The following is a 24,568-nucleotide window of genomic DNA, read 5'->3' on the forward strand; positions in this document are numbered from 1 at the left end:
TGAGAACCAATCGTTGCAAAACCTTTCTCTACCTGTTATAAAAGGAGTATGGAAACAGCTTCACTACTAATCGCACCAAGCATGCTGTCTGCTGACTTTTCGCACACTGCTGAAGAAGTACAGAGCATCAATACAAGCAACGCAGATTGGGTACATTTGGATGTTATGGATGGTATGTTCGTCCCGAATATCACCTTTGGCCCCAAGTTCATCCATGATCTCAGGCCACACTCAGACTTGGTCTTCGATGTGCATCTCATGATTGATCAACCTGAGCGGTATATCTCTTTGTTCGCAGAGAGCGGATGTGACTATATTACAGTACATGGAGAAGCATCTGTGCATCTTCATCGTACCTTGCAGATGATCAAGAGTAGTGGTTGCAAGGCTGGGGTTTCCCTTATACCTTCCACTCCGGTTAGCGTGATTGAACCCATCCTCGATATGGTCGATTTGATGCTCATCATGACTGTGAATCCTGGTTTCGGTGGTCAGAGTCTTATTCCTGCCATGCTCCAGAAAGTTGAAAGGCTCGCTGAGCTGAGAGACAAACATGGTTACAACTACCTAATCAGTGTAGATGGTGGGGTGAATTTGGACACAGTAGGTGAGATTGCAAAGAAAAAAGCCGATGTGGCTGTATGTGGAAGCGCCTTCTTTGGAGCACCCGACAGGGCTGCATTCATACAGGCGATGAAGGAACGTGCACAGGTATGAAAGCAGTCATCCAACGTGTCCAGGATGCAACCGTTTCCGTAGAGGGAACAATTACAGGTCAGATCGACCATGGCTTGTTGGTCTATTTGGGAATCGGACATGATGACACAGAACAACAACTTACATGGTTATGCGAGAAGATTGTGAAGCTTCGTGTTTTTACAGATGAGCAGGGGAAGATGAACAGAAGCTTGGCTGATGTCAGTGGGTCCATTCTGGTTGTCAGCCAATTTACGTTGCTGGCGAATCTACGCAAGGGAAACAGGCCTTCCTACAATGATGCAGCACCACCTCAAAAGGCTGAGGCATTGTATGAACAATCCCTCAAGCAGTTTGCACAGTTGGGATTCCCTGTCGCTTCAGGTCAGTTTGGAGCACATATGAAGGTGTCTTATACCAATGACGGTCCGGTCACCCTCCTGCTTGAAGCAGAATGAATAGAGTTAGCACTTTTATAATAAGGTTTAAGAGGATTCAAGGAGCATAGCATGGCAAAGAACAGTAAAGATACGACATTTCCCACTGACCAGAAGCAGAAGCGGGAGGCATTGGAAGCAGCAAGGGTCCAGATTGACAAACAGTTTGGCAAAGGCTCCTTGATGAAGTTTGGCGACAACAAGGAAAATCGTAATATTGAAAGCATCTCTTCTGGGTCATTGCTTCTCGATGAAGCACTTGGCATTGGTGGATATCCGAAGGGCAGGGTCATTGAAATCTACGGACCTGAAAGCAGTGGTAAAACCACGCTTGCTCTGCACGCTATTGCTGAGAGCCAGAAAGCTGGAGGGATTGCAGCATTCATTGATGCTGAACATGCCATGGATCCCAGCTATGCAAAGAAGCTGGGTGTAAATATAGAAGAACTTTGGATCAGCCAACCGGATAGCGGAGAACAAGCGCTAGAAATCGTAGAGTCCTTGGTGCGGAGTGGGGCAGTGGACATTATTGTTGTGGACTCTGTTGCAGCCCTTACTCCCCAAGCTGAAATTGATGGTGATATGGGTGATAGCCACATGGGTCTTCAGGCACGCTTGATGAGCCAAGCTCTTCGAAAGCTCACCGGTCTACTTTCCAAAAGCCACACCACCATCATATTCATCAACCAGATCCGTATGAAGATTGGTATCATGTTTGGTAATCCTGAGACTACTACCGGCGGAAATGCCTTGAAGTTCTACTCCTCAGTACGTTTGGAAGTGCGAAAGATAGAATCTATCAGCAGAAGTGCTGACGATATCATCGGCAACCGTGTTCGCATCAAAGTGGTGAAGAACAAGGTTTCTCCTCCTTTCAAGAAAGTTGAACTGGATTTGTTGTTTGGAGAAGGTATCAGCTACATTGCGAGCATCCTTGATGCCGCACTCAAGTATGATATGCTGGAAAAGAGTGGTTCTTGGTATTCTTACAATGGAGAGAAGATTGGACAGGGAAGGGAACGTACCTTGGATTTCCTCAAGGACAACCCGGATATTGCCATGGATCTTGATAAACGCCTCAGGGCAAAGATGTTTCCCAAAGGTGACGCTAGTGAGGAAGTAGAAGCTACTTCTGAAACCACATAATTCCTATTGCACCACACGATGATTTAGAGGCGGACCTTCCGCCTCTGTGTTGTCATCGAAGCAGGTGTTGGGTATACTCGTTGGAGAGGGGAACACTGTGCAAGAACAAACTGTACAAGAGAAACAAGTACCGCAGGGGACTACTTTCCACACTCCCACATTCGACGGTCCTTTGGACCTGTTGTTGTTCCTAATCCAAAAGTCTGAGGTCAATATCTATGACATACCCATCTCGCTCATTACCGAACAGTTTTTGGGGTACCTCAAAGATGAGAAGGTGACTGAACTTGGTGATCTGACACAGTTCTACAAGATGGCAGCAGACCTCCTCTATATAAAAAGCAGGATGTTGCTTCCAGTTGAACTCGAATTTGATGAAGAATACCAGGACCCCAGGCAGGAGCTGGTAGATCGTCTCCTTGAGTACCAGAAATTTAGGAAATATACTGAATTGCTTACTGGTACCAATACCAGTGCAGAGTTGTTCATATCTCGAAAGAGTAGTCAGTTCCGCCTTCCCTTTGGAGATGAGGAACTTTTTCGGGATGTTTCCTTACAGGATTTGCTCAAGACCTTTTCCCGGCTGATGACTACCATCACACCGAACAAGGTGTTCAACGTCTATGAATCTGTAACTGTCAATGAGAAGATTGCCTTGATGCAAGAGTTATTTGAGACACAAGACTATATTACCCTGGAACAACTCATTGTCCATAATGACCAACTCCTGCATATCATTTGCAGCTTCATGGCAATTCTTGATGCCTGCAAACTGAGAATGATCACCTTGGTGCAGAGCGGACCATACGCTCCTATCCTCATCCGCAAGATTGATGAGGCTTTTGAACAGGATTTTGAAAATATGTATGATGATGACTTCGAGGAAATCGAGGAAGAAATCATCCCGTCTCCCATCTCAGAGATGGAGGAAGCACGTTTTTTTGAGGAAGATGCAGATAATCTCCGCACAATTGCTGACGATGGTCGCGTTTTTCTGTATGATGAGAAGTGTGAGGATGAACAGATCATTCTCGATGAGGACTGATAGGAGCATTAGTGGTGGATAGGAAGAGGCAAGTGGGCAAGGCTGAGATGCAGCAAAGCCCCCTCTTGAGTACCGAGGCCCGGTTGGTGGAAGTTATTCTCTTTTTGGAGAATGAACCGGTTAGTTTGGAACGATTGAGCAAGATGACCTCCCTTTCGGAGGAAACAACAAGAAATGCCATTACGGAACTGCAGGAACATTACCGTGAGAACCTGCATGGTCTGGACCTTGCTGAGAGCCAAGGTGCCTTCCAGTTCCTTCCTTCCTCGGACTTGCACGATAAGCTTCGTTCCTGCTACGGCAGACGTGTCGATAGACGACTCAGCCGTGCAGCTCTGGAAACACTATCCATTGTAGCATACAGCCAACCGATTACGCGTAGGGAGATTGACAACATCCGTGGGGTCAGCAGTGACACCATCATCCGTCTGTTGCGAGACCGTGAATATATCAAGGTGATAGGGAGAAAAGATGTTCCTGGGCATCCCTGTCTGTACGGCACCTCGAGGAAATTCCTTTTTGAGTTCAATCTTGCAAGTATCAGCGCACTACCCAAGCTCTCCGATATCGACCGACTTCGATTTGAAGCAGAACCAACACAGGAGAAAAAAGAAGAAGCATGAAATTAGAATATCCGCTTAGATTACAGGTTTATTTGGCAAAGAGTGGCTGTGGGTCGCGCAGATCCTGCGAGTCTCTCATTTCCAGTGGCCGGGTAACAGTCAATACCAAGCGAGTTACAGAACTCGGCACAAAGGTCAGCCAAGAAGATGTTGTCATGGTTGATGACCAGTTGGTGGAACCGAGTGAGAAAACCTACTACTTTGCCTTGCATAAGCCTAAAGGATTTGTTTGTACAAACTGGGATCCGAACGAGAAGAACTATGCACGTGATCTGATTGATATTCCTGACAAGAATCTTCTATTCCATATTGGACGCTTGGACAAGGATTCCAGTGGCTTGATCCTGTTTACCAATGATGGGGATGTAGCACAGAAGATCATGCATCCGTCTGAAGAGATTGAGAAAGAGTACTTGGTCAGTTGTAGTACGAGGGTGCGTAGGGAAGACTTGGAGGAAGCCCGTAAGGGAGTCCTGATTGATATGCCACAGCCCTATACGATCAAGCGTTTTGAAATTATCAGCAAGAAATGGACAAGGATTATTCTCACTGAGGGAAAGAATCGGGAAATTCGTAAGATTCTCAGTTACTTTGGGTATGAAGTGAATCAGTTGGTGAGGATGCGTATTGGTTGCATTGAACTAGGTGATCTCAAACCAGGACAATATCGTGCAGTGACCTCTTCCGAGATCAAGTCCTTGCTTCGTGGAGAGAATGATATTCTACGAAAGAGTTCGGGAAGTGGCTGGTAATGGTTGTTGCCATAGATGGACCGGCTGGAGTCGGGAAAAGCTCAATTGCTCAGATGATTGCAAAGACTTGCAATTTCTACTATCTCAATTCCGGTTCGTTCTACCGAGCCTACACCTACCTGCATGTACAGGAGGGTAGGGATCCCATGAATTATCCATCGGTTTTGGAAACAGCAAAACAGTATGTACTGTCCATTGAAGATGGCCATATTTGCGTTAATGGGAGTGATATTGAAGATAAGCTCCATACCCCTGAAGTTGACGCAGTAGTAGCACAGGTATCTTCCTATCCTCCGCTGAGGAATTATGTTAATGAACAACTCAGAAGGATTTCAAAAGATATGAATGTTGTCGTAGAGGGGAGAGATATTACTACTGTGGTCTTCCCAGACGCGGACTTAAAATGCTACTTTGATGCTAAGCCTGAAGTTCGTGCAGAACGTCGGCTTCAGCAGCACCCAGATGGTCAGGATTATGCGACCGTGTTACGACAAATAAAGATGCGGGACGAAATTGATAAGGGCAAGGAAGTTGGCGCACTACGTGTTGCTGAGGATGCCCTGTACATAGATACCTCGTACTTGACTATAGGACAAGTTTGTGAGAAAGTGTTATCTGCTATTTTTACGCTTAAGGGCGATGTAAATAGGTAAATTTAGGATCAGGAGAAATCAAGTGGCTGAAGAACAAGAAATGGAAGAAAAGAAGACCAGAATGCAGGATTTACTGCAGGAGGAGTATCTTAAATCTCTTGATGGAATCGAAGACGGTCAGCTCGTGACCGGTACTGTTGTCCAGGTAAACAACGAGTATGTATTCGTGGATGTCGGTTACAAGAGTGAGGGTCGTATCTCTCGTGAAGAATTCGCATCGGTTCCTGAGGTTGGTGACGAGGTAAAAGTTGTCATTATTGCAAAGGAAGGGAAGGGCGGTCAAATCGTCGTTTCCAAGAAGCGTGCCGACTTCAAAGAACGCACAGATGAACTGAAGGCTGCTTCCGAAAGCAGATCTCCCGTTTTGGGCAAATTTGAAAAAGTAATTAAGGGTGGATTCGAGGTTGACCTCGGAGGTGAGTATAAGGGTTTCTGTCCCCTCTCCAAGGCTGATGTCCAGAGAGTCGAGGATCCTGAAACCATGATCGGTATCACTGATTACTTCATTATTGACAAGTTCCACGGTGGCACGAAACTGAAGAGTGTCGTGAACAGACGTGAGTATCTTGATCAGAAAATCAAAGAGAATAAAGAGAAATTCTTCTCCACCGTCCAGATTGGCGATGTGGTTGAGGGTGTCGTGAAGTCATTCACCTCCTTTGGCGCATTCATCGATCTTGGTGGATTTGATGGACTTTTGCATATCAACGATATGAGCTGGGGCCATGTCACTCGTCCAAAGGATTTTGTAAAGAAAGGACAAGTGGTACAACTCAGACTCATTAACATCGACCCGGAGACCCAGAAGATCAACCTGAGCTTGAAGCACATGCAGGAAGATCCATGGACCACCTTCGAACAGAAATATAATGTCGGGGATACCATCAAGGCTCCGGTAACCAAGATTACCACCTTTGGTGCATTCATTGAGATTGAGCCTGGAATCGAGGGACTTGCACACATCAGTGAGCTGTCCTGGACCAAGCGCATCAACAACCCCAAGGAAGTCCTTGATGTAGGTGATGTTGTAGAAGCAAAGATTCTTGGCTATGACTTAGATAAGAAGCGCGTTTCTCTTGGACTCAAGCAGCTTGAGGAAAATCCTTGGGACACCATTTCTGAGCGCTATCCAATCGGTATGACTCTTTCCAAGCCAGTGGTTAAGATTACCAACAGTGGTGCATTTATCAACTTAGAAGAAGGTATTGATGGATTTCTCCATATTGATGACATTTCCTGGACCAAGAAAGTCAAGAACATGGCATCCTTCTGCAGTGAAGGTGATGTAATCGATGTTGTGGTCATTCGCGTTGAACCTGAAAATCGTCGTATTCGCCTTGGGGTCAAGCAACTCGAGGGCAATCCTTGGCAGACCTTGCGTCACGACTATCCTAAGTTCAGCACAATCAGTGGTGTCATTACCAATGTCACAGACTTCGGCGTATTCGTGAAAGTCATGGGAGACATCGAGGGATTGATCAGCAAGTATAACTTGGTTGGTCCAGATGAGGAGTTCACCGACGAAGTATTGAAGAAGTACAAAGTTGGCGAACCTATCACAGCGATGGTTGTAGAATGCAATCCTTCGACCCAGAAGCTCTCTCTCTCTGTTAAGGAGATGGTAAGGCGCTCTCAGCAGTCGGAAATTGCTAAATATATCCATAGTGATAATGAGAATGATACCTACTCTTTGGCTGAAATGATGCGTTACAAGGATGAGGACAAGGAGAAGGGAGACAACTAACGTTGTGTTCCAAATCACAGGTGGCAGACTTGCCGCCTGTGTCATATACCCTTGATAACGGAGATGAGCCATGAGTAAAAATTCTAAGGATACAGCTGGGCTAACCTTGGCTGAACGAATCGAAGGATCTTTGAACGGCTTCTTTGGTAGAAACAAGAAGACGTTAATTGTAGTTGCTTTAATTGTAGTAGTTGGACTGGCAACACTTGGCATTGTGCTTTCAGTGAGTCAGAATAATCTGCAGGAACAGTTTAACGAGATCGATCAGTTGGAAGCTTCATATGTTGAGCTTCAGGCAATGGGAAGTGATAATGAAGCGTACCAGGAAACGTATGATGAACTGGTTGCTAGCTTGACAGATCTTGCAGGCAAAGGTAGCAAATACCCGAGTCAGAAGGCGGAGTACTTGTTGGGCATGATAGCATTCCAGGATGAAGCGTACCAGAAGGCAATTGACAGCTTCCTTTCCGTTTACTCTAACGCAGATGGTAGTTATCTTGGCTCTCTGGCACTTGCCAATGCTGCAGCTGCAGCTGAAGAGCTTGGAAATGATTCTCTGGCACTCGAATACTACACCAAGATTATTGATGAGTTCGGGTTTACCGCAGCTGAGTCTCCGAAGGCTCTTTTCGGGCAGGCTCGTCTGCAAGAGAAATCAGGAAACACTGAGCTGGCAAAGGCAACGTTCCAGCAACTTGCTGACCAGTTTCCAACTTCCGAGTTCGCAAAGCTTGCAATAAACAGAGTTGCACTCCTGTGAGCAAACAGGGTAGGGTAGGCTAACGACCCACACCAAAGGAGGCAGATGCATGAAGAGAAGAACAACCATTCTTTCTACTGCATCTGTCTTTTTTATTGTCCTGACTCTATTCTCATCATGTGGTATAGGCATACCGTTTAATATAGAAAGCAGCATTGATGATATTACCAGCGAATCTGAAGATGCGGTATCAGCGAACTATAACGTTTCATCTGATAATAGTACAATCGAAAATCTGGAACTTATAAAAGATGGGACGGGGCCTTCTTTGATGCTGTTTTATACTATCACTGACTCAGAAGGTCGCATAGACTTTAAAACTGCATTTGACGCAAAATATAGAATAAATCATAATGGCATAAATATTTCATCTGATGAGGTATTAACTGTTGATGGCATAACGCTCTATCGCTTTTCTGATGATCAAAAAAACCATTTTCAGGCTCCGTATTATATTGCTACTGCAAATTCTCGAACATCTCCTGAATTTACCTGTACTATTACAAATACAAAGACTCCATCCATCGATAATGAAGAAGCTATGGTTGATATGATCCTTTCTTTTGTATCCGGATCTTATACGATTTATTATAGTCCTATTCTTAGAAGATTTACAGGTGACGCGTTTGAAACAAACCCTGCAAAAATAAGAGATAATTCTTCCTTTCCTGACTATCATATCGGCATTTATCAATTAGATATGTTCATCCACATCTACGCAGCAGTAAATGTATCTGAAGGAAATTTCTATAACACCTATTGGACTGAACTAGCATATCTCGGTCATATCAAACTCAATGTAGATAAAACTTGAAAGAGGGTTATCCAACAAGAATTCAAGAAGATTACAAAAAATGAATTCATATATTTTCGCGAATAATGTATATTCTGTTAACTAGAAACTATTTTCAAACTATTGTAATCCTATTTCATTATTTTCAACCAACATACATCTATATTATATAATGAGAGTGCCACGAACCATTCCATTCCATGTCCACATGGCACCGCTTTGTTTAGGCTTCTTTCGGTTTCTTCGGCATGACCAGTCCTACAGCAAACACCACAATACCCACAATGATCAGGACAATTGCACTCTTGTTCATCTGTGAGAACGTATACTTCACAATTCCTTCAAGCATAGAAGTCGGGACCGGAAGAGATCCAAAATCAATACCTGCAAGGCTCCCGATTCTCTCCAGACTCGAATATATAGATTTAACGATCAGGAATAAAGCTCCACTTAATGCGATAGTTATTCCTGCCCATTGCATGCCGCTGCTTCTCTGTAGAAGAAGTATTGCTAGAATCAAGAATACCAAGAGCACGAGTATCAGAATCAAGATACTAAGCCAGGTATTCATGAGAGAAAGATAACCACGGACCATGGAAATGGTTCCTGGAGCCATGACGTTCACCAAATCACCAATCACCAGAGATTCCGGTAACCCAAGCTGACCTACAATCTGTTCAGCAATTACCGGGATATACGCTTTGGGAGCCCCGAACATAGCCATCAATTCAGCATCAGAGTACTGTTCCAATCCCTTGGCAATATTCTGTTCAATTGCATCTAGCTTCGGTGTTATATCGATAACTGCAGTCAATTCTCCTGTTTCACCAGTCAGGCTGTTCACCACATCGTCAGTGACCATTACAGCCTGATCTCCAATCCATTCTTCATCCAGGGCATCGATGATTGCGCCACTGATAAGATCCACCTGTGCATCGAGTCCTGCTTTCTGTGCAGGATCAGTGATTGCTTTTCCACCGGTCAGACCATCTCGAACAATATCAGGAATCATTTTGGCAATCTCACCATGCACCAAGGCTGGTATTTCATTGTCACTCACAACCGTATGGTAATACGTCTGGTTGAGCACTGTATTGTGTATACCGCGATACATCATGAATGCCATACCGTATGCGATGACAACCACCGACAGCAGTACCAATACAATAATCTTAAGCGCTTTCACGTTTACCGCCTCCTTACTGGAATAGTTTGAACTTATTCCAGTTCATATAATCCATTACATGGTGAGGCATGAAAAAGTACAAGTCAAGAAACCCGTAGGACAATACCGTAATTCTTTGGAATTATCGCTTACTCCACCGTAACAGACTTTGCCAGATTCCTTGGTTTATCTGGGTCATTTCCCTTCTGAACCGAACAGTAATATGCATACAGTTGGCTCACCATTACCGTCAGGATTGGGCTGAACAGAGGATGCGTCTGCGGAATGCGGAAAATCATATCAGCGGTCTCATCGAAGGTATGAACTTGTTCAAAGGTAATAACAAGAGCTGTTGCTCCCCTCGCCTTCACTTCCTTGATATTTGAATCCATCTTTGCAAACAATGATGGTTGGGTACAGAGAGCCACCACCAAGGTGGACGTATCGACAAGAGCAATCGGCCCGTGTTTGAGTTCCCCGGCAGCAAATGCTTCACTATGGGTGTAGCTTATCTCTTTCAGTTTCAAGGCACTCTCCAGGCTGATGGCATAATCGACCAGCCTTCCCATGAAGAACACCTTGGTCTTGTTGAACTGGTTTGCAGCAAACCTCTGGATATCCTCCTGCCGGTCGAGCAAGCGTTGTGCTTGGCTGGGCAGTTGTTGAAGAGCTTCCAGCAATACCAACTGTTCCGCTTTCGCCAACAGGGTGGCCAAGGCAAACAGACTGAGCAACTGCGTTGTGAAGGCCTTGGTCGACGCAACGGCGATCTCGGGCCCAGCATTGGTATACATCACCTTATCAGCCTCACGGCTGAGAGTACAACCGACCACATTGGTAATGGCAAACGTCGGTATTCCAAGATTTTTCAGCATTCTAAGTGCTGCAATTGTATCGGCAGTCTCTCCACTTTGACTGATCAAGATACAAACTTCCCCTTCCTTACGGATGTGGTGTTTGTAGCGGAGTTCACTGGCAATCACCACCTCGACAGGAATGGAAGCTACCTGCTCAATGACATAGGAAGCCACCATTGCAGCGTGATAAGCAGTTCCACAACCAGTGATCAGAAGATGACTGGCTCCCTTGATCAGAGATTCTATATCAGGAGGGAATACCAGCTTCCCCTGCTTGTCCAGCTTTGGCCTGAGCGTATCGCCAAGTGCCTTGGGTTGCTCGCATATCTCCTTGAGCATGAAGTGTTCGTAGCCGCACTTCTCTGCTGCTTCCATATCCCAATCAATGGTTTCACATGGGCGGGAAAGTTCTTCGCCTTCAAGATTGTAGATATGTACCGAATCCTTGGAAAGAACGGCAACCTCCAAATCATTGAGATACTGTACTTCCCTGGTGTGGGAAAGAAGCGGAGGGACATCACTGGCGATCAATGTGGCACCCTCAGCTCTGCCGATAACCAGAGGACTGTCCTTTCTTGCAACTACCAAGATGTCCGGTTGGTCTTTACAGACCACAGCTATTGCATAGGAGCCTTCCAGACGTGCCACAGACTCCCTCACTGCAAGCAGGAGGTCTCCGTTGTAGTGGAAGTCAATCAAGTGGGCAATGACCTCGCTATCGGTCTGGCTTGCAAATGATACCTGGTGCTTTTCAAGCCAGGTACGCAGCTGACCATGGTTTTCAATGATCCCATTGTGCACCACGGCAATACTCTGGGAAACATCAGTATGGGGATGGCTGTTCAGATCACTTGGCTCGCCATGGGTTGCCCACCGGGTGTGGCCGATTCCACAACTTCCTTCTACAGGATTCTGCTCAACCAATAACTCAAGATTGGACAATCTTCCCTTGATCTTCCTGACTTGCAGGTTCTTTTCCTTGGAAATGACTGCAATACCTGCAGAATCATAGCCTCTGTATTCAAGTCTTCTCAAAGCATCAAGCAAGATTGGTGAAGAAACTTCATTACCGATATATCCAACAATTCCACACATGGCAGCCTTCCTTATGCTTTGTAGTACCATATGTCCTCTGGTTTCTTCTACCTTTTCATGGTCAAATTTCGATAAATTCTTTTCGTTTTAAAATACCGAGAGAGATAAAGTAACTGACAACCAGGAGAGCAACCACCAATATCACCATGAAAACAGAAACTAATGAATTGTTCTGGAACCCTGTTTGGGAAGCGATGCTGGAGAGTGCAGAACCTGCCCCCACGATGAGGAACGTGACCAAGATATACCACACCCTGCTCTTCTCAAATCCGAATTTAAGAATAAGGGGATAGTTCAATGAAAGGAAAAATATTCCGATCGAAATCTGTAGCTGTAGAGCATTCAGTAATACGTCAACCTGGAATCCTCTAAAAACCAATGAGAAAACCAACACCAGAACAACAGAAACGAGAACGGTGAGTAATCCAAACAGATACTTGCTCTGCACAACTGCTTTCCTTGAAACAGGGAGTGCTGACACATAGGCTTCCCAACCATCACTCTGGTCATATGCAAACGTGGTAATGGTGAGCATCACCATCATCATGGTACACATTGCTGTATAGAGGAATCCACCCTGCAATCCTGCAAACACTGCAAAGAATACAATCAGGAAAAGTGTGAGCCCAGACTTGCTTTTTAATACATACCAATCTTTCAACATCAATGTAATTATGGTATTCATGACCAGTCCCCTCCAACGGAAAGCATGATGATGATTTGCTCCAAGGTAACACGTTGAGCCTCCCCAAAAGGTGGAACTTCCTCCGTTCTCATCAAGAACTCACTTTGGAACTGACCATCACGCCTACCCTTTATCGTATTGGGTTCAACATCAGCAATCCTTGTGGAAGGAATCTGTATCAGGCGATAGCGCTCAAGAAGTTCATCCTTCTCACTTGAGAGTCGTATCTTCCCATCTTCCAGGAATGTCACATAATCACAAAGCTTTTCCAAATCACTAGTGATATGGCTACTGATGAGAATCGTATGATTCTCATCTTCACTGTAGCGGGAAAGCAATGTTATGATTTCATCCCTGCTCACCGGATCCAATCCACTCGTTGGCTCATCGAGAATTAACAGCTTTGCGTTATGGCTCAACGCGAGCGCAAGCTGTATCTTCACCTTCATACCTCTTGAACACTTCCTGTAAGGTTTCTTGGCATCGAGATGAAATTGCATCAGGAGTTGTTGGTAATAGGAAGCATCCCAATAGGTATAGAGACTCTGAAACAATCTGCCCAGCTCAATCGGGTTCAGCATGCTTGGAATACCTGCACCATCCACCATGAAACCGATGGAATTCCTCGCTTGGTCATCCACTCCAATATTCGTACTGCCAAGTACTGAAACATCTCCTGCATCCTGGCGTAATAATCCAAGCAGAAGCTTGAGCGTTGTGGTCTTGCCACTCCCATTTGCCCCTATGAGACCATGAACCGTCCCCTCTGCTACAGTGAATACAGGATAATCGAGCGTGAAATTTCCTAGTTGTTTTTTCAAACCCTTGCATATGATAGCCTGTCCCATCTTATTCATCTCCCCGCTTCAATAACTCATACATCATTCCGAGCTCCTCTTCCTTCAGCTCCAAGAAGTTCGCCAGCAACATGATTGCACGCATATGTTCCTCAATTTTCCTCAGGTACTCTTCCTTGATCTGTTCATGATTACGGGAAGCTACATAACTACCCTTAGCAGCAATGGTTTGAATGTACCCTTCCTTTTCCAACTCATCATATGCACGTTTTGTCGTGATGACACTGATGCGCAGTTCCTTTGCCAACACCCTAATTGAGGGAAGCAACGTACCTTCCTTCAATACTCCCCCAACAATCTGTGAACGTATTTGATCAGCAATTTGTGCATAGATAGGATCTGGATTTGCATTCGACAGAATGATGTCCAATGTCGTACCTCCTTACTGTTTATATACAGTATATACAGTATGTACTACATGTCAACCCTTTTTGGTCTATCGGTTCTCAAAATTGGCAGGAACCGTTATACTGATGTATATGATTGATTTCACCTTTGAAAAGAAAGCATCACTTCAAGATGCCTTGATGCAGTTGCATACCATAGTCACCTTACTCAGAAGCAAGAACGGTTGTCCCTGGGACAGGGAACAAACATCCAAAAGTGTTGCTGAGAATTTGCTTGATGAAACATATGAGTATATCGATGAGGTTATCAAACATGATCAATATGGACAGAGGGAAGAACTGGGTGATGTGCTGCTCAATACAATGATGTTGCTTGAAATTCATGAAGAGCAGGATGGCTTTTCAGTCGTTGAGTCGCTCAATGACGTATGCGAAAAGCTCATCAGAAGGCATCCCCATGTGTTCTCCACAGCTGAAGTTTCCTCCTCCGGTGAAGTCATAGATCTCTGGAACACCATCAAGACAAAAGTAGAAGGGAAACAGAACACCGATGATGATTTTTTCAGCAGGGTACCCACTTCTCTTCCCCCACTTGAAATGGCCAATGAGATCCAAAAGAAAATCCGCAAAGTAGGTTTCGACTGGCCGAATGTTGATGGTGTGGTAGAAAAAGTCGAGGAAGAACTCAGCGAAGTACTGCAGGCAAAAGATCATCAAAGTGATGAGACCGAAGACCTGGAAATGGAACTGGGAGATCTTCTCTTTGCAGTGGTCAACCTAACCAGGTTCCTCGGCTATAATCCGTCAGTTGCCTTGCATCGCTCAAATCAGAAAATGCGAAACCGGTTCAATGCACTGTACCAGATTGCAAAACAAAAGGACATATCATTGAATAAAGAACACCTTGAAGAGATGGATCAACTTTGGCAGGAGGTTAAAAGCGAGGAAACCCGCTCGAAGGAATAACGTATGGATAGTGCACCAGATAGAAGCACTCGTGCAAAACGAGAACAAAAAAAAGAAGGAGGAGCAATCTACGAGCGTATCGCCTATGATATAGCGAAAAGAATTGCCAACCACGAAATCGATGAGGGAACACGTCTCTCCGGCCGTTCATTGATGTCCAGTGAGTATGGGGTTTCCCCTGAGACCATCAGAAGAGCCTTCTCTCTCCTTGAGGAATTGGAAGTGGTCCATGTCATGCACAACAGTGGTGTACGTGTTTTAAGCACCGAGAAAGCAAAAACCTATATTAAGAAACATCAAAAACATGATGAAGGCCGTTCCCTGCTGCAAAGGATGAGAGAAATCCTGGACGAACAGGAAACACTGAACCGTGAACTGTATTCAACGGCAAAACAGCTTTTCACCATGAACAATCGATTCAAGGAATCCAACCCCTTTCCCTTATACGAGTATACGATAGCTGAAGAGAGCAACGCAATCGGGAAGAATCTGGGAGAGTTGCGCTTCTGGCAGGAGACCGGTGCCACCATCGTGGCTATCCGTCGAGACGGGGTTATCAATCTCTCCCCGGGACCGCTGGAACGGTTGGCTCACGGGGATATCCTGATGATGGTGGGACCGCATGACTGCCTGAGACGAACCGAGCAACTATTCGATTAAACGCAAATACTCTACATACCCAGTGTCCCAGTTCCCTGCAAAGAGTTTCTCCCGCTTGATCGTAAGTTTACTTGCAATCAAGAACTTGTCAACATCAGCTCCGAAGAGCAATTTGATCAAATTACGTTCTCCGGTAATGCGAACCAGATACTGGTTGGCCGTATCCGCTTTGGTTACTTCCAGGGATGCATCTGCTTCATGAACTCGTGCATCCAATATTTCCGTATAGGGTTCCTCCCCTTTTGTGTCGATACGGTACAGGCTGCCTTTCAGGTGTTTTGCAAGTGTCTGTTTCTTAGGCCCCCTTAGGAATACTACATCCAGGATCGTGTACCCTTCATTAAGCGTACGTTGCAACTCGCTTTTCACCTTCTCTTCATTTAGTGTACCATCATCAACTAATTCTGCGAGCATGACTTCTTGGTCACCGGCAATACCAATGGAAAGTGGGTTTACAAACTCAAGCTTAGGCTTGGGGTTGAAACCCTGGGTAAACTGCACCACAAGCGCTGAACGTTGGAAAGCCATCTCAAAGTTTCTCATCGCATTGATATGGCTGATATAGAGCGCAGAACCAGATCGTGAATAGACAATCACGGTCTGAACTGTACTATCTGGTAGAGGGAGCGCAACCGCTGCTGCTGTGGATTTTTCATTTTTCTTCTGCTCAAGGATGGAATCCTTGTTGGTTACATCAGTTACCGTATGGGAAGCGGAACATGAACCGCACTGATGTTCACACACTTCGTAGCAACGATCGGTGAGGAGCAGGTTTTTCGCCCTATCCCACTCCTCCTTTAGGAATTTCTTTCCTACCCGCAGGGAAACAGAATCCCAGGGCAAATCCCCCTCGATGTCGTAATCCTTGAAGATGGCTTCCTCTGGGTTGTAGGAAGCCTCAGCAATTGCTTCTTTCCAGAGATCATACTGGAGGTATTCATTCCAAGCATCAAGCCGGCACCCTTTCTGATAGGCTTTTTCAATTACGTCAGCGTATCGGGCATCTCCCCTGCTGATCAAACCCTCAAGATAACTGACACTCGGTTCATGGTAGCTTACCTTACACCCCTTGATCCTATCATTGATCATTTTCTTCAACTGGCTTAACTGCTGGTAGGATTGTTCAGGTGTTAGCTGTGCACACCACTGGAATGGAGTGTGTGGCTTGGGGATGAATGTACCGATATTGATATTCATCCGTATGTGTGTCTCATCCCAGATTGCACCAAGGTAGTCTACAATCGCCTGGTTCTCTTCTTCTCGATCAACCAAAGGAAGGCCGATCATGAAGTAGAATTTAGCAAGTTTCCAACCTCTACTCTTTGCTTCCTTGGCAATACCGATGACCTGTTCAAGTGGGACTGGCTTGTTCATCGCAAGCTGCCAGGACTCCTTCGGGGTCTCGATGGCGAAGGTCAGTCCGCTTTTACGTACTTCGCTCAATTGCTCAAGAATTCCCAGGGAGAACGAGTTAACCTTCAGGCTAGGCAGGGCAAACGAGATATGTTTTGGGGAAAACTCCGCATTGAGTGTCTCAATTATCTCCTTGATGTACGGATGGTCGCCACTAGAGAGGGAACTGAGCGTCACCTCCCGGTAACCTAATGTATCAACATAATGGCTTACCTCTTCCTTGATGGTCTCATAGAGTTTCTGCCGATACGGTTTGTAATATTGTCCCGCATGACAGAACCTACATCCATTGGGGCATCCCCTCATGATCTCCACAACGCCATTGTCCTGAGCAACCTTGAATGAGGGAACCACATAATACTGGTATCGTGCATCACGCTTGATGCCAAAGGAGTCGTCGATGAATCGGAGGGCTCGCTTCTTCTCTGGAGACCAAAGGAACGGTAATTCCTCGAGCTTCTTGATGATCTCCTTCCTCCCTTGGCCCAACGCTTTGGCTTTCCTGATTGCCTCAACAACCTGCTCAAAACCACCTTCTGCTTCGCCTATATAGACAAAATCCACAAATGGGGAGAACGGCAACGGATTGGTTACCGCAGGCCCTCCCATAAGGACAATAGGATGTTCATCCCCACGATCCTTACTCCTCAAGGGAATATGGCCAAGCTCAAGCACCTGAAGTACATTGGTAGCACAGAGTTCATACCCCAATGAAATACCCAGTAGATCCAGTTCATGCAATGGCTTATGTAGGTCTAAGGTGTACAAGGGAATCTGTTTCTTTTTCAGCAGTTCCTCAAAATCGGGAGCAACGGAAAATACCCTATCGCAATGTACGTGATCCATCCGGTTCAGAAGATCATAGAGAATTCTCACTGCATTGTTACTCATCCCTATCTCGTAGAGATCGGGGAAACAGATTGCTGCATGGAAATCCACAGCTTTCATGTCCTTGTTTCCATAGTGAAACTCTCCACCGGTGTATCGGCTTGGTTGCGCCACCAGTACCAGATCGTCGGCTAATACCTCAAGTATATTCATTCTCAATCCTTTCTATACGTATTCATTCTTGCGACAAGGTCTGGTACTTGTTCGCCAGAACCCTAAAATCGGCTTGTGTACAAAGTGTAGCCAAAGAAGCATACAGCACTTGTCTTTCTTGAGGAGTCAGCTCAACCTGTTCATACTCCTGGGCAAGGCTTACTAACGTCTGTGCCCACGTTGATGAAGGCTGTCTGGATGCAACGGTGGCAAAAAGTGACACTACCTCCCCATTTTCCAACTCACCAAGCGCATCTCTGACTTTCTCAAGAGGCGCTTCTGCTTCCAGAAGCAACAGTGCATATTCACTCCTATTCAGCTGTTCCCTGAGATGGGTTGCAAATACCAATCCTGCTTCCTTATCGTGACCTAAGGTCATAAGTGCCTGATAATATGCCTTAGCACCCTGAGTTCCAAGCACCCCCATCTCATCAAGAAGGACTGCTTGCTGTACGACCATCTCTGCATTCCCGGTACGTTCTGCAAGTATAAGCATCAGATTCCGGGCAGCTATGCTGGCCCCCGATTCTCCGGTCATCTCTTGGTAAAGCTCCAGGCTCCGCAAGGCTGATGCATCGTCTCCTCTCTCTGTTTGGGCAAGTGCTATATAATAGAGGCTTCCACTACGATAGGTTTCACTGAAGTCTTTTTTTGCAGCATGATATAAAGCATCCCATTCCCCGTGTTGTGCAAGCTCTTGTAATAATGGAGTGTCTTCAGCACAGGAGGAAAGCAGCAAAACAAGAAAAAAAGAGAACAGAAGGAGCTTCCACCATTGTGTTTTCTTCATCCTCTGTTCTCCTGTCTATCATAAAACAAGGCAAGCAATAAGCCGGGTTCTGTTTGTGATGATCATCTATCCAAGATCCTTGTTGCCAAGAATCTTTAGCAACCGACCCGCAGGATCAGGGCGGACCACCCACCTGCTGCTTGGTTTTGCTCCTGACGAGGCTTACCCTGCCACCCCTGTTACCAGTGGTGCGGTGGGCTCTTACCCCACCATTTCACCCTTACCGGAAAACCGGCGGTATTTTTTCTGTGGCGCTCTCTATAGCGTTACCGCTCCCGGGTGTTACCCGGCGTCATGTCCTATGGAGCCCGGACTTTCCTCAAGCGGCCATTGGCCACCCGCGATCATCTAGCTTACCTTGAAAAAACCTAGAGCAAATCGTCAAACTCGCTGCTATCGACAAAATCGGAAAGACCGCCTTCCTCGATATCGACATCTTCAACATGCTTTCGGAACTTCTCTTCTGCACCCTCTGTTTCCTCATAAAAGAGAATACGACTGCAATACGGGCAGAATTCAATTTCCTTTTCTTCCCTCACCTCATTGACAAACTGATTCGGAAGAACAATATGACAACCTTGGCATACCAGCCCATGGATTGGAACGATACCCTTGCCTTTCTTGTTCTTTACGATATTGCAGAACTTGTTGTAGAGGTCTTCATCAATATCTCCACTAATATAATTGAGGCATTTCTTCTCCAGTGCTTCAAGCTGTTTCCGCTTTTCATCGAGCAGGGCTTCAATCTTACTTGCCTCACTATCGACTTCCTGCTTTTGGAGTGACATCAGTTGCTCTTTTTCAGTAAGCCGTTCACTATACTCATTGACCTGCTTCTCTTTTACATGCAACTGCTTGAGCAAGCTCTGTTCTTTGGCTGCAGCATCCTTGATCTCTTTTTCCAACGCTTCAAATTCACGCTGCGTGCTGATCAACTCCATCTGCTTCTCAGAGTTTTCACGAGCCAATACTGCATCATCATACTGGATGTGAAGGCTTTTCAGATCACTCTTGGCAGCTTCACTTCTCGTATGTTCCTCAATATATTCAAGGTTGATTTTGTCCAGCAACTCCTGCTTGACCTTTAAATCCCTCGGCAACTTGACAATCTCATCCTCAAGCGCAAACCGGTCACTAAGGTCTTCCTGCAGCTGGTTGAGTCGTGCAAATACTTCTGCTTCTTCCATCATCTTCTCCCTGTATCTCTCAAATGAAATCTTTCAATTTCCTACTTCGCTTGGGGTGTCTAAGTCTTCTTAAAGCTTTGGCTTCAATCTGGCGGATACGTTCCCTTGTCACCTCAAAATACAACCCAACTTCCTCAAGTGTCAATGAATAACCATCATCAAGTCCGAATCGCATTTTCAGTACTTCCTGCTCTCGTGCCGGCAGTGTGGCTAAGACGTCCTTCAGCTGTTCCTGCAGAAGTGCATAGGCAGTCTGTGTGGCTGGATTCTCCACTTCCTTGTCTTCAATGAAATCGCTTAGCAAGGAGTCTTCTTCCTCACCTACTGGAGTCTCAAGGCTAATTGGCTCACGGGCAACATTCTTGACTGCCTTGACCTTGAGTTCGGTCCAACCAAGCTTCTCTGCCACTTCCTCATCAGTTGGTTCTCGACCCAGTGATTGCATGAGCATCCTCGACTCCCTTACCACCTTGTTGATCTGCTCTATCATGTGCACGGGAACCCTGATGGTTCGAGCTTGATCGCTGATCGAACGTGTGATTGCCTGACGGATCCACCAAGTGGCATACGTTGAGAATTTGAAACCCTTGCGGTACTCAAACTTCTCGACAGCTTTGATCAATCCGATGTTGCCTTCCTGGACCAAGTCAAAGAAATGCAAACCACGATTGGTATATTTTTTTGCAATGGAGACTACCAAACGCAAGTTTGCCCTGATCAGCCGGTCCTTCGCATCCTTCATCATCTTCTGCCCATATTTAATCTTGGTTGAATGAATCAGGATATTCTCGCACGTATCTTCAAACTGGTACTCTATCTGTTTCAGGTCTTTTTCAGTGAGTTGCAACTCCCTGATCAAGTCCTTGATTGTATCACTGCTAAGATGAAGTTCTTCTTCAATGATGACGCTCTTGCCTTGAGTCGCAAGATCACGACCTAGTTGACGAAGTTCCTTGGGATTGGTTATGTGCAACTTGTTTTCCAGTTGCTGCTTTTTCTCTTTGTACGAACGAATTCTATTCTCTGCATCAATGAAGTCATGGGTAAAAGAAGTAATCTCCTCAGGCTGCAAATCTATCTTTCCAAGCTTCTTGAGTAAAACATTTCTCGATTTCAGAAGCCCCTCATCGCGCAAGACATCTTCGCCCGTGCTGATCATCTGCTCCTTCTTGCCCATATAGTTCTTCAATCCAGCCTGAACTTCCTTCAAAGGCTCCTTGTAGAACTGATTGAAGCGTTTCTGTACGGTAACAAGTTCCTTATAATCCTTCGCGTTGTATTCTTCTTCCTGTCCCTCAATCTTTAAATTCAATGTCTTGAAGATTTCATAGAAACGGGTGATCATGACACCACTTTCCTGGATGACTTCCTTGATGATCAAGGCACCATCTTCCATCTTCTTGCTCAGCTCGACCTCTTGTTCAGCAGTCAGAAGGTTTTCCCTTCCAATCTCCCTAAGATACAAGCGTATGGGGTCATCCCCACTGGTATCGCTCTTGTCGGTACCGAGGATGGTATTGTGTCTGCTATGATCACTCTCTCCATCGCGCTCTTCCAGGCTGGATATGTCTACAAACCGCTCACCGCTCCCAACCGAGTCATCATCGGTACTTACGGCGGTCCAGTCACTCTTTATAGAATCTTCTTCATCTTCATCTTCATCAAGCGAATCATCGTCATCGTCAACATCAGAGTCTGATTCATGCTTTGCTTTCTTCTTGGATTTCTCATCATCGTCCTTGGTGTGTTCATCAGGGAAACGTTCAATCAAATCATCAACGGTGATGCTCTCATCATCGTCAAGAAGATCATCTTGATCTTCATCAAGATCATCAGCATCGATTTCGTCGGGACTCGGACCATCTGGGAAGACACCGGCAACATGGGTATCCTCGCTCTCTGTAACGTCAATTTCCAGTTCACTGAGCGTTTGCATGATTTCATCAACAGCCTCATCCGTGGCATATTTCGGCCCGAGTGCATTGCGTATCTCGTCCTTGGTTACCTGTCCGGTCTCTGCTGAGCGCGCTACCATGTCTTTGAGAATGGTCTGCGAAATGGTTTCATCAAGCATCTGTATTTCTTACCTACCCTGTTTACATCTCCTGTCCAAGAGTACGCTTAAGTTGTGCTATCTTAGCATCAATCTCAGTTTTCTCCCGAAGCAGTTCTTCTATCCCTTCATCCTCAGTACCATCCTGAAGACTAATATCCAAAAGTCGTTTATTGCTCAAACGACGCTTCTCGTAATTACGCAGTTGAATACGATTCACTGCTTCACTCAGAACCTCCACCGGTGCCAAGCGAAACTCCTCCATGGCAAAGGATGATGCCACGTCACTACGTAGCTGCGGGTCCTCAATCATCTGCAGGATGTACTCATCATGCTTTCCAACATCTTCCCGAGCGGCTTCCTCCAGTACATCGTACAGGGCTTCAGCCTCACGGTCCTCCAAATCCTCAACAGCCAATTTGTATCGAGTTTGTACGTACAAATCCCTATTATTGACCAGAGTCAGCATTGCATACAAGTCAACAGAAATGGTCGCTGGATTCAGCGCCCGGATTTGCCCCTCCTCATTTCTGTCAGCCGGTTTCTCTATAACCCGCTCCCTACGTGAATAATCGTCAAGAATTGACGACTCGTCAACATTCAATATTGAAGCCAGGGTTTTTATCAGATCCTGTTTCTCAATAGACGACTGTGTGACGTCCAAGTATGGCCGAACCGCATGAAATACAGAGGTTTTGCCCTTTGGCGTCAGTGTATCATACTGGTTTACCGCATTGTTTACAAGATAATGAAACCCTTGAACTGCATGTTGCAGCTCATTTTGCAAAGCTTCTTCCCCTTTTTCCTGCACCAACTCTGAGGCATCCTTTGCACCTTTGAGTGTAAGCACCGAATTCTCCATACCGAAATCCTGGGCAATGACCAACGCTTTCTGTGTTGCACTCTGTCCTGCTCGGTCATTATCGAAGAGAATTTGTACTGAAGTACAGTATCTTCTGAGCAACTTACCCTGATCCTCGGTAAAGGAAGTACCCAAGGGGGCCATCGCATTGGTAAACCCGCTCTGATGCAGAGCAACCACATCAAAATTTCCTTCACATAGTATTGCTTTCTGACTTTTCTTGATGGTATCAAGCGCTTCATACAAGCCAAAAAGGTTGTGCTTCTTGCTGTATATTACCGTCTCTGGAGTGTTGATGTACTTGGCTTTGGATGTATTGGAAAGGTCCCTGCCACCAAAAGCTACTGTCTTTCCCTGCCAGTTGCGAATGGGAAACATCAATCGGTCTCGGAAAAGCGGAAACTTGGGATTGTTCTGGCCGAAAAGACCGCTTTGCTTGAGCAGGTCATCGCTGTAATGATGCTTACGAAGAAAGGCATAAAGCCAATACCCATCGGAGGGTGCATAGCCGAGATTGAAGCGTTCCCACATTGCTTCGCTGACGTTGCGTTCTTTCAGATACATTCGTGCATGTTCAGCCTGCTTGGAGTTGACCAGAAGGTAATGGAATGAACCAGCAATCTTGTCGTACAACTCATACAGTGTCTCTTTCAAACTCCGTTTACTACGGTCCTCTTCAGTCTCATCAGCCAGCTCAATGTTTGCCCTTCTTGCCAGCATCTTTACCGACTCGACAAAACTCACCTTCTCCATCTCCATGAGGAAGTCGAACATCGATCCGCCTTTCTTACAACTGAAACAATAGTAGAAACCTTGTTCATCAACTACGGAAAAGGACGGAGTTTTCTCTTGATGGAATGGACAGAGGCCCCAAAGCCTTCCTCCCCTGGCACTCAAGGTAACATAATCGGATACAACTTCACTGAGTTGGATTCGTGCCTTGATCTGTTCAAGTACCGATTCCGAAATCTTTGCCATCGCGTTTCCTAATCCCGTATGATCGGGGTCTGTTTGAGATCTATCTCCAAAAGCCCATCAATCTCCTCTTTGGTATAGAGTCTCCCCTTTCCGATTCCCGGACATGACTTCTTTTCCTCTTCCCAGCGTTCCTCACTCTCCAGTATACTCATCCAGAACGGATAGGTTCTGCACTGCCTGGGGCGTCCTTCATACACTGAACAACCCCTTTCGTTCAGAAACACACAATCGTAGTTCTGTTTTTCTTTCAAGCTAATCATGGAGAAAGCACCCATAGCAACAATCCGACAATAGGTTTCTATACATGCTTGCTCATCCATTCCTGTATGGGCACAAAGTCGATCCAAATCTGGTTGCGAGAGAAACACATACCCCGGTTCACAGCTGCAACAATAACGGCAACCATCTACACAAGAAAACCGTAAGCCATCCTCATAGAAACAACTCATCAATACCCCTTTTTCACGGTACAGACAGGAAAAGGGCCTTCCTCAAAGAAGAAGGCCTCCAAGTGGAGAGAGAAGGATTCGAACCTTCGAAGGTATAACCAACAGATTTACAGTCTGCCCCCTTTGGCCACTCGGGAACCTCTCCATGCCAAAAAGACATTGGTACATTACAAACTCTGCATTGTTTTGTCAACCTGCTTCGGCAAAATTCATTGCCTAATAGTGATGAAGTACTTTGCTAAAGCAGATGGTTGAGTAATTGCGAGGTGGTTTCAGTGGAGAACTACCAACTGCTTAACCAGTGCTTCAATACATAGTCCGGATTCATCAAGAACGACATCCAGGACTATCTGAATCTTTTCGCTTTCATAATGAACTTACCCGAAGGCAAGCAGATGTTCGTGAATCGGGCATTACCCGTCGATATAGCTTCTAGAACCGCATTTCACATGGTATCTTGAAGCTTCAATCAACACGGTGCAGCTTAGGTTTGATATGTATGCATGAGCTACTA

The 24,568-nt window shown here is 45.6% G+C and carries 23 protein-coding genes, 1 tRNA gene and 1 other RNA gene; 12 read left to right on the forward strand and 13 right to left on the reverse strand.

All coding sequences use genetic code 11. The features are described 5' to 3' along the window. Window positions 1-48 precede the first annotated feature (48 nt). The 10 genes from rpe (at window position 49) to DYP60_RS08940 (ending at window position 8,670) form a co-directional block, all read left to right on the forward strand. On the forward strand, window positions 49-717 hold the full coding sequence (gene rpe, locus DYP60_RS08895; RefSeq protein ID WP_117330656.1) for a ribulose-phosphate 3-epimerase: 669 nt from the start codon (window positions 49-51) through the stop codon (window positions 715-717). Beyond that, window positions 714-1,154 carry a D-aminoacyl-tRNA deacylase gene (gene dtd, locus DYP60_RS08900; RefSeq protein WP_117330657.1) on the forward strand — a complete coding sequence of 147 codons (441 nt, stop codon included), beginning with the start codon at window positions 714-716 and terminating at the stop codon, window positions 1,152-1,154. The genes rpe and dtd overlap by 4 nt, the downstream gene beginning before the upstream one ends. A 51-nt stretch (window positions 1,155-1,205) precedes the next feature. Further along, window positions 1,206-2,279 (forward strand): recombinase RecA, encoded by a 1,074-nt coding sequence (gene recA, locus DYP60_RS08905; protein WP_117330658.1) that lies wholly within the window; start codon window positions 1,206-1,208, stop codon window positions 2,277-2,279. 97 nt (window positions 2,280-2,376) lie between these two features. Beyond that, the gene (locus DYP60_RS08910) at window positions 2,377-3,324 is read left to right on the forward strand and encodes a segregation and condensation protein A (RefSeq protein ID WP_240622851.1); all 948 of its coding nucleotides are present in this window, start codon (window positions 2,377-2,379) and stop codon (window positions 3,322-3,324) included. 47 nt (window positions 3,325-3,371) lie between these two features. Next, window positions 3,372-3,947 carry an SMC-Scp complex subunit ScpB gene (gene scpB / locus DYP60_RS08915; protein WP_160525969.1) on the forward strand — a complete coding sequence of 192 codons (576 nt, stop codon included), beginning with the start codon at window positions 3,372-3,374 and terminating at the stop codon, window positions 3,945-3,947. Further along, window positions 3,944-4,699, forward strand: coding sequence for a pseudouridine synthase (locus DYP60_RS08920; protein ID WP_117330660.1), 756 nt, complete (start codon window positions 3,944-3,946; stop codon window positions 4,697-4,699). Before scpB ends, DYP60_RS08920 begins: the two co-directional genes overlap by 4 nt. Next, on the forward strand, window positions 4,699-5,352 hold the full coding sequence (cmk, locus tag DYP60_RS08925) for a (d)CMP kinase (protein WP_117330661.1): 654 nt from the start codon (window positions 4,699-4,701) through the stop codon (window positions 5,350-5,352). The genes DYP60_RS08920 and cmk overlap by 1 nt, the downstream gene beginning before the upstream one ends. Window positions 5,353-5,374: 22 nt before the next feature. Beyond that, window positions 5,375-7,096: a S1 RNA-binding domain-containing protein gene (locus DYP60_RS08930; RefSeq protein ID WP_117330662.1), complete on the forward strand. Its 1,722-nt coding sequence runs from the start codon at window positions 5,375-5,377 to the stop codon at window positions 7,094-7,096. A 70-nt stretch (window positions 7,097-7,166) separates the two neighbouring features. Then, window positions 7,167-7,856 carry a tetratricopeptide repeat protein gene (locus DYP60_RS08935; RefSeq protein ID WP_117330663.1) on the forward strand — a complete coding sequence of 230 codons (690 nt, stop codon included), beginning with the start codon at window positions 7,167-7,169 and terminating at the stop codon, window positions 7,854-7,856. A 49-nt stretch (window positions 7,857-7,905) separates the two neighbouring features. Further along, the gene (locus DYP60_RS08940; protein ID WP_117330664.1) at window positions 7,906-8,670 is read left to right on the forward strand and encodes a hypothetical protein; all 765 of its coding nucleotides are present in this window, start codon (window positions 7,906-7,908) and stop codon (window positions 8,668-8,670) included. Window positions 8,671-8,872: 202 nt separating this feature from the next. Here DYP60_RS08940 and DYP60_RS08945 read toward each other — a convergent pair whose 3' ends face one another. The 5 genes from DYP60_RS08945 to DYP60_RS08965 form a co-directional block, all read right to left on the reverse strand. After that, the gene (locus DYP60_RS08945; RefSeq protein WP_117330665.1) at window positions 8,873-9,835 is read right to left on the reverse strand and encodes a hypothetical protein; all 963 of its coding nucleotides are present in this window, start codon (window positions 9,833-9,835) and stop codon (window positions 8,873-8,875) included. 128 nt (window positions 9,836-9,963) lie between these two features. Beyond that, window positions 9,964-11,766 (reverse strand): glutamine--fructose-6-phosphate transaminase (isomerizing), encoded by a 1,803-nt coding sequence (glmS, locus tag DYP60_RS08950; RefSeq protein ID WP_117330666.1) that lies wholly within the window; start codon window positions 11,764-11,766, stop codon window positions 9,964-9,966. 61 nt (window positions 11,767-11,827) lie between these two features. Then, entirely contained in the window at window positions 11,828-12,451 is a 624-nt protein-coding gene (locus DYP60_RS08955; protein WP_117330667.1) for an ABC-2 transporter permease, read from the reverse strand. Continuing rightward, entirely contained in the window at window positions 12,448-13,308 is an 861-nt protein-coding gene (locus DYP60_RS08960) for an ATP-binding cassette domain-containing protein (RefSeq protein WP_117330668.1), read from the reverse strand. Before DYP60_RS08960 ends, DYP60_RS08955 begins: the two co-directional genes overlap by 4 nt. After that, window positions 13,301-13,678, reverse strand: coding sequence for a GntR family transcriptional regulator (locus DYP60_RS08965; RefSeq protein WP_117330669.1), 378 nt, complete (start codon window positions 13,676-13,678; stop codon window positions 13,301-13,303). Before DYP60_RS08965 ends, DYP60_RS08960 begins: the two co-directional genes overlap by 8 nt. A gap of 109 nt (window positions 13,679-13,787) precedes the next feature. On the opposite strand from DYP60_RS08965, the gene mazG reads away from it, so the two are divergent. Both mazG and DYP60_RS08975 read left to right on the forward strand, forming a co-directional pair. Then, window positions 13,788-14,621 (forward strand): nucleoside triphosphate pyrophosphohydrolase, encoded by an 834-nt coding sequence (gene mazG / locus DYP60_RS08970; protein ID WP_117330715.1) that lies wholly within the window; start codon window positions 13,788-13,790, stop codon window positions 14,619-14,621. Window positions 14,622-14,624: 3 nt separating this feature from the next. Next, window positions 14,625-15,281, forward strand: coding sequence for a GntR family transcriptional regulator (locus DYP60_RS08975; RefSeq protein WP_117330670.1), 657 nt, complete (start codon window positions 14,625-14,627; stop codon window positions 15,279-15,281). On the opposite strand, the gene DYP60_RS08980 is transcribed toward DYP60_RS08975, so the two are convergent. The 8 genes from DYP60_RS08980 to DYP60_RS09015 form a co-directional block, all read right to left on the reverse strand. Next, a complete protein-coding gene (locus DYP60_RS08980) occupies window positions 15,270-17,735 on the reverse strand; it encodes a TIGR03936 family radical SAM-associated protein (protein ID WP_117330671.1) in 2,466 nt (821 codons plus the stop codon). The two genes, DYP60_RS08975 and DYP60_RS08980, sit on opposite strands and share 12 nt — an antisense overlap. Window positions 17,736-17,757: 22 nt before the next feature. After that, entirely contained in the window at window positions 17,758-18,525 is a 768-nt protein-coding gene (locus DYP60_RS08985; protein WP_117330672.1) for a hypothetical protein, read from the reverse strand. A 22-nt stretch (window positions 18,526-18,547) separates the two neighbouring features. After that, window positions 18,548-18,886, reverse strand: an RNA gene (rnpB, locus tag DYP60_RS08990) — RNase P RNA component class A. A 7-nt stretch (window positions 18,887-18,893) separates the two neighbouring features. Then, window positions 18,894-19,712 (reverse strand): zinc ribbon domain-containing protein, encoded by an 819-nt coding sequence (locus DYP60_RS08995; protein ID WP_117330673.1) that lies wholly within the window; start codon window positions 19,710-19,712, stop codon window positions 18,894-18,896. Between the two features lie 19 nt (window positions 19,713-19,731). Then, on the reverse strand, window positions 19,732-21,786 hold the full coding sequence (rpoD, locus tag DYP60_RS09000; RefSeq protein WP_117330674.1) for an RNA polymerase sigma factor RpoD: 2,055 nt from the start codon (window positions 21,784-21,786) through the stop codon (window positions 19,732-19,734). Window positions 21,787-21,808: 22 nt separating this feature from the next. After that, window positions 21,809-23,605, reverse strand: a complete 1,797-nt coding sequence (gene dnaG / locus DYP60_RS09005; protein ID WP_117330675.1) for a DNA primase — start codon at window positions 23,603-23,605, stop codon at window positions 21,809-21,811. Window positions 23,606-23,613: 8 nt separating this feature from the next. Further along, window positions 23,614-24,054 carry a YkgJ family cysteine cluster protein gene (locus DYP60_RS09010; protein WP_202384390.1) on the reverse strand — a complete coding sequence of 147 codons (441 nt, stop codon included), beginning with the start codon at window positions 24,052-24,054 and terminating at the stop codon, window positions 23,614-23,616. Window positions 24,055-24,117: 63 nt separating this feature from the next. Beyond that, window positions 24,118-24,199 (reverse strand) — tRNA-Tyr (locus DYP60_RS09015). Between the last annotated feature and the right edge of the window lie 369 nt (window positions 24,200-24,568).

It is taken from the genome of Sphaerochaeta halotolerans (assembly GCF_003429665.1).
Classification (GTDB): domain Bacteria; phylum Spirochaetota; class Spirochaetia; order Sphaerochaetales; family Sphaerochaetaceae; genus Sphaerochaeta; species Sphaerochaeta halotolerans.

Coding starts and splice junctions, on each gene's coding strand:
- rpe (WP_117330656.1), top strand. CDS start 49: ATGGAAACAGCTTCACTACTAATCGCACCAAGCATGCTGTCTGCTGAC.
- dtd (WP_117330657.1), top strand. CDS start 714: ATGAAAGCAGTCATCCAACGTGTCCAGGATGCAACCGTTTCCGTAGAG.
- recA (WP_117330658.1), top strand. CDS start 1,206: ATGGCAAAGAACAGTAAAGATACGACATTTCCCACTGACCAGAAGCAG.
- scpB (WP_160525969.1), top strand. CDS start 3,372: ATGCAGCAAAGCCCCCTCTTGAGTACCGAGGCCCGGTTGGTGGAAGTT.
- DYP60_RS08920 (WP_117330660.1), top strand. CDS start 3,944: ATGAAATTAGAATATCCGCTTAGATTACAGGTTTATTTGGCAAAGAGT.
- cmk (WP_117330661.1), top strand. CDS start 4,699: ATGGTTGTTGCCATAGATGGACCGGCTGGAGTCGGGAAAAGCTCAATT.
- DYP60_RS08935 (WP_117330663.1), top strand. CDS start 7,167: ATGAGTAAAAATTCTAAGGATACAGCTGGGCTAACCTTGGCTGAACGA.
- DYP60_RS08940 (WP_117330664.1), top strand. CDS start 7,906: ATGAAGAGAAGAACAACCATTCTTTCTACTGCATCTGTCTTTTTTATT.
- glmS (WP_117330666.1), bottom strand. CDS start 11,766: ATGTGTGGAATTGTTGGATATATCGGTAATGAAGTTTCTTCACCAATC.
- DYP60_RS08955 (WP_117330667.1), bottom strand. CDS start 12,451: ATGAATACCATAATTACATTGATGTTGAAAGATTGGTATGTATTAAAA.
- DYP60_RS08960 (WP_117330668.1), bottom strand. CDS start 13,308: ATGAATAAGATGGGACAGGCTATCATATGCAAGGGTTTGAAAAAACAA.
- mazG (WP_117330715.1), top strand. CDS start 13,788: ATGATTGATTTCACCTTTGAAAAGAAAGCATCACTTCAAGATGCCTTG.
- DYP60_RS08975 (WP_117330670.1), top strand. CDS start 14,625: ATGGATAGTGCACCAGATAGAAGCACTCGTGCAAAACGAGAACAAAAA.
- DYP60_RS08980 (WP_117330671.1), bottom strand. CDS start 17,735: ATGAATATACTTGAGGTATTAGCCGACGATCTGGTACTGGTGGCGCAA.
- DYP60_RS08985 (WP_117330672.1), bottom strand. CDS start 18,525: ATGAAGAAAACACAATGGTGGAAGCTCCTTCTGTTCTCTTTTTTTCTT.
- DYP60_RS08995 (WP_117330673.1), bottom strand. CDS start 19,712: ATGGAAGAAGCAGAAGTATTTGCACGACTCAACCAGCTGCAGGAAGAC.
- rpoD (WP_117330674.1), bottom strand. CDS start 21,786: ATGCTTGATGAAACCATTTCGCAGACCATTCTCAAAGACATGGTAGCG.
- dnaG (WP_117330675.1), bottom strand. CDS start 23,605: ATGGCAAAGATTTCGGAATCGGTACTTGAACAGATCAAGGCACGAATC.
- DYP60_RS09010 (WP_202384390.1), bottom strand. CDS start 24,054: ATGAGTTGTTTCTATGAGGATGGCTTACGGTTTTCTTGTGTAGATGGT.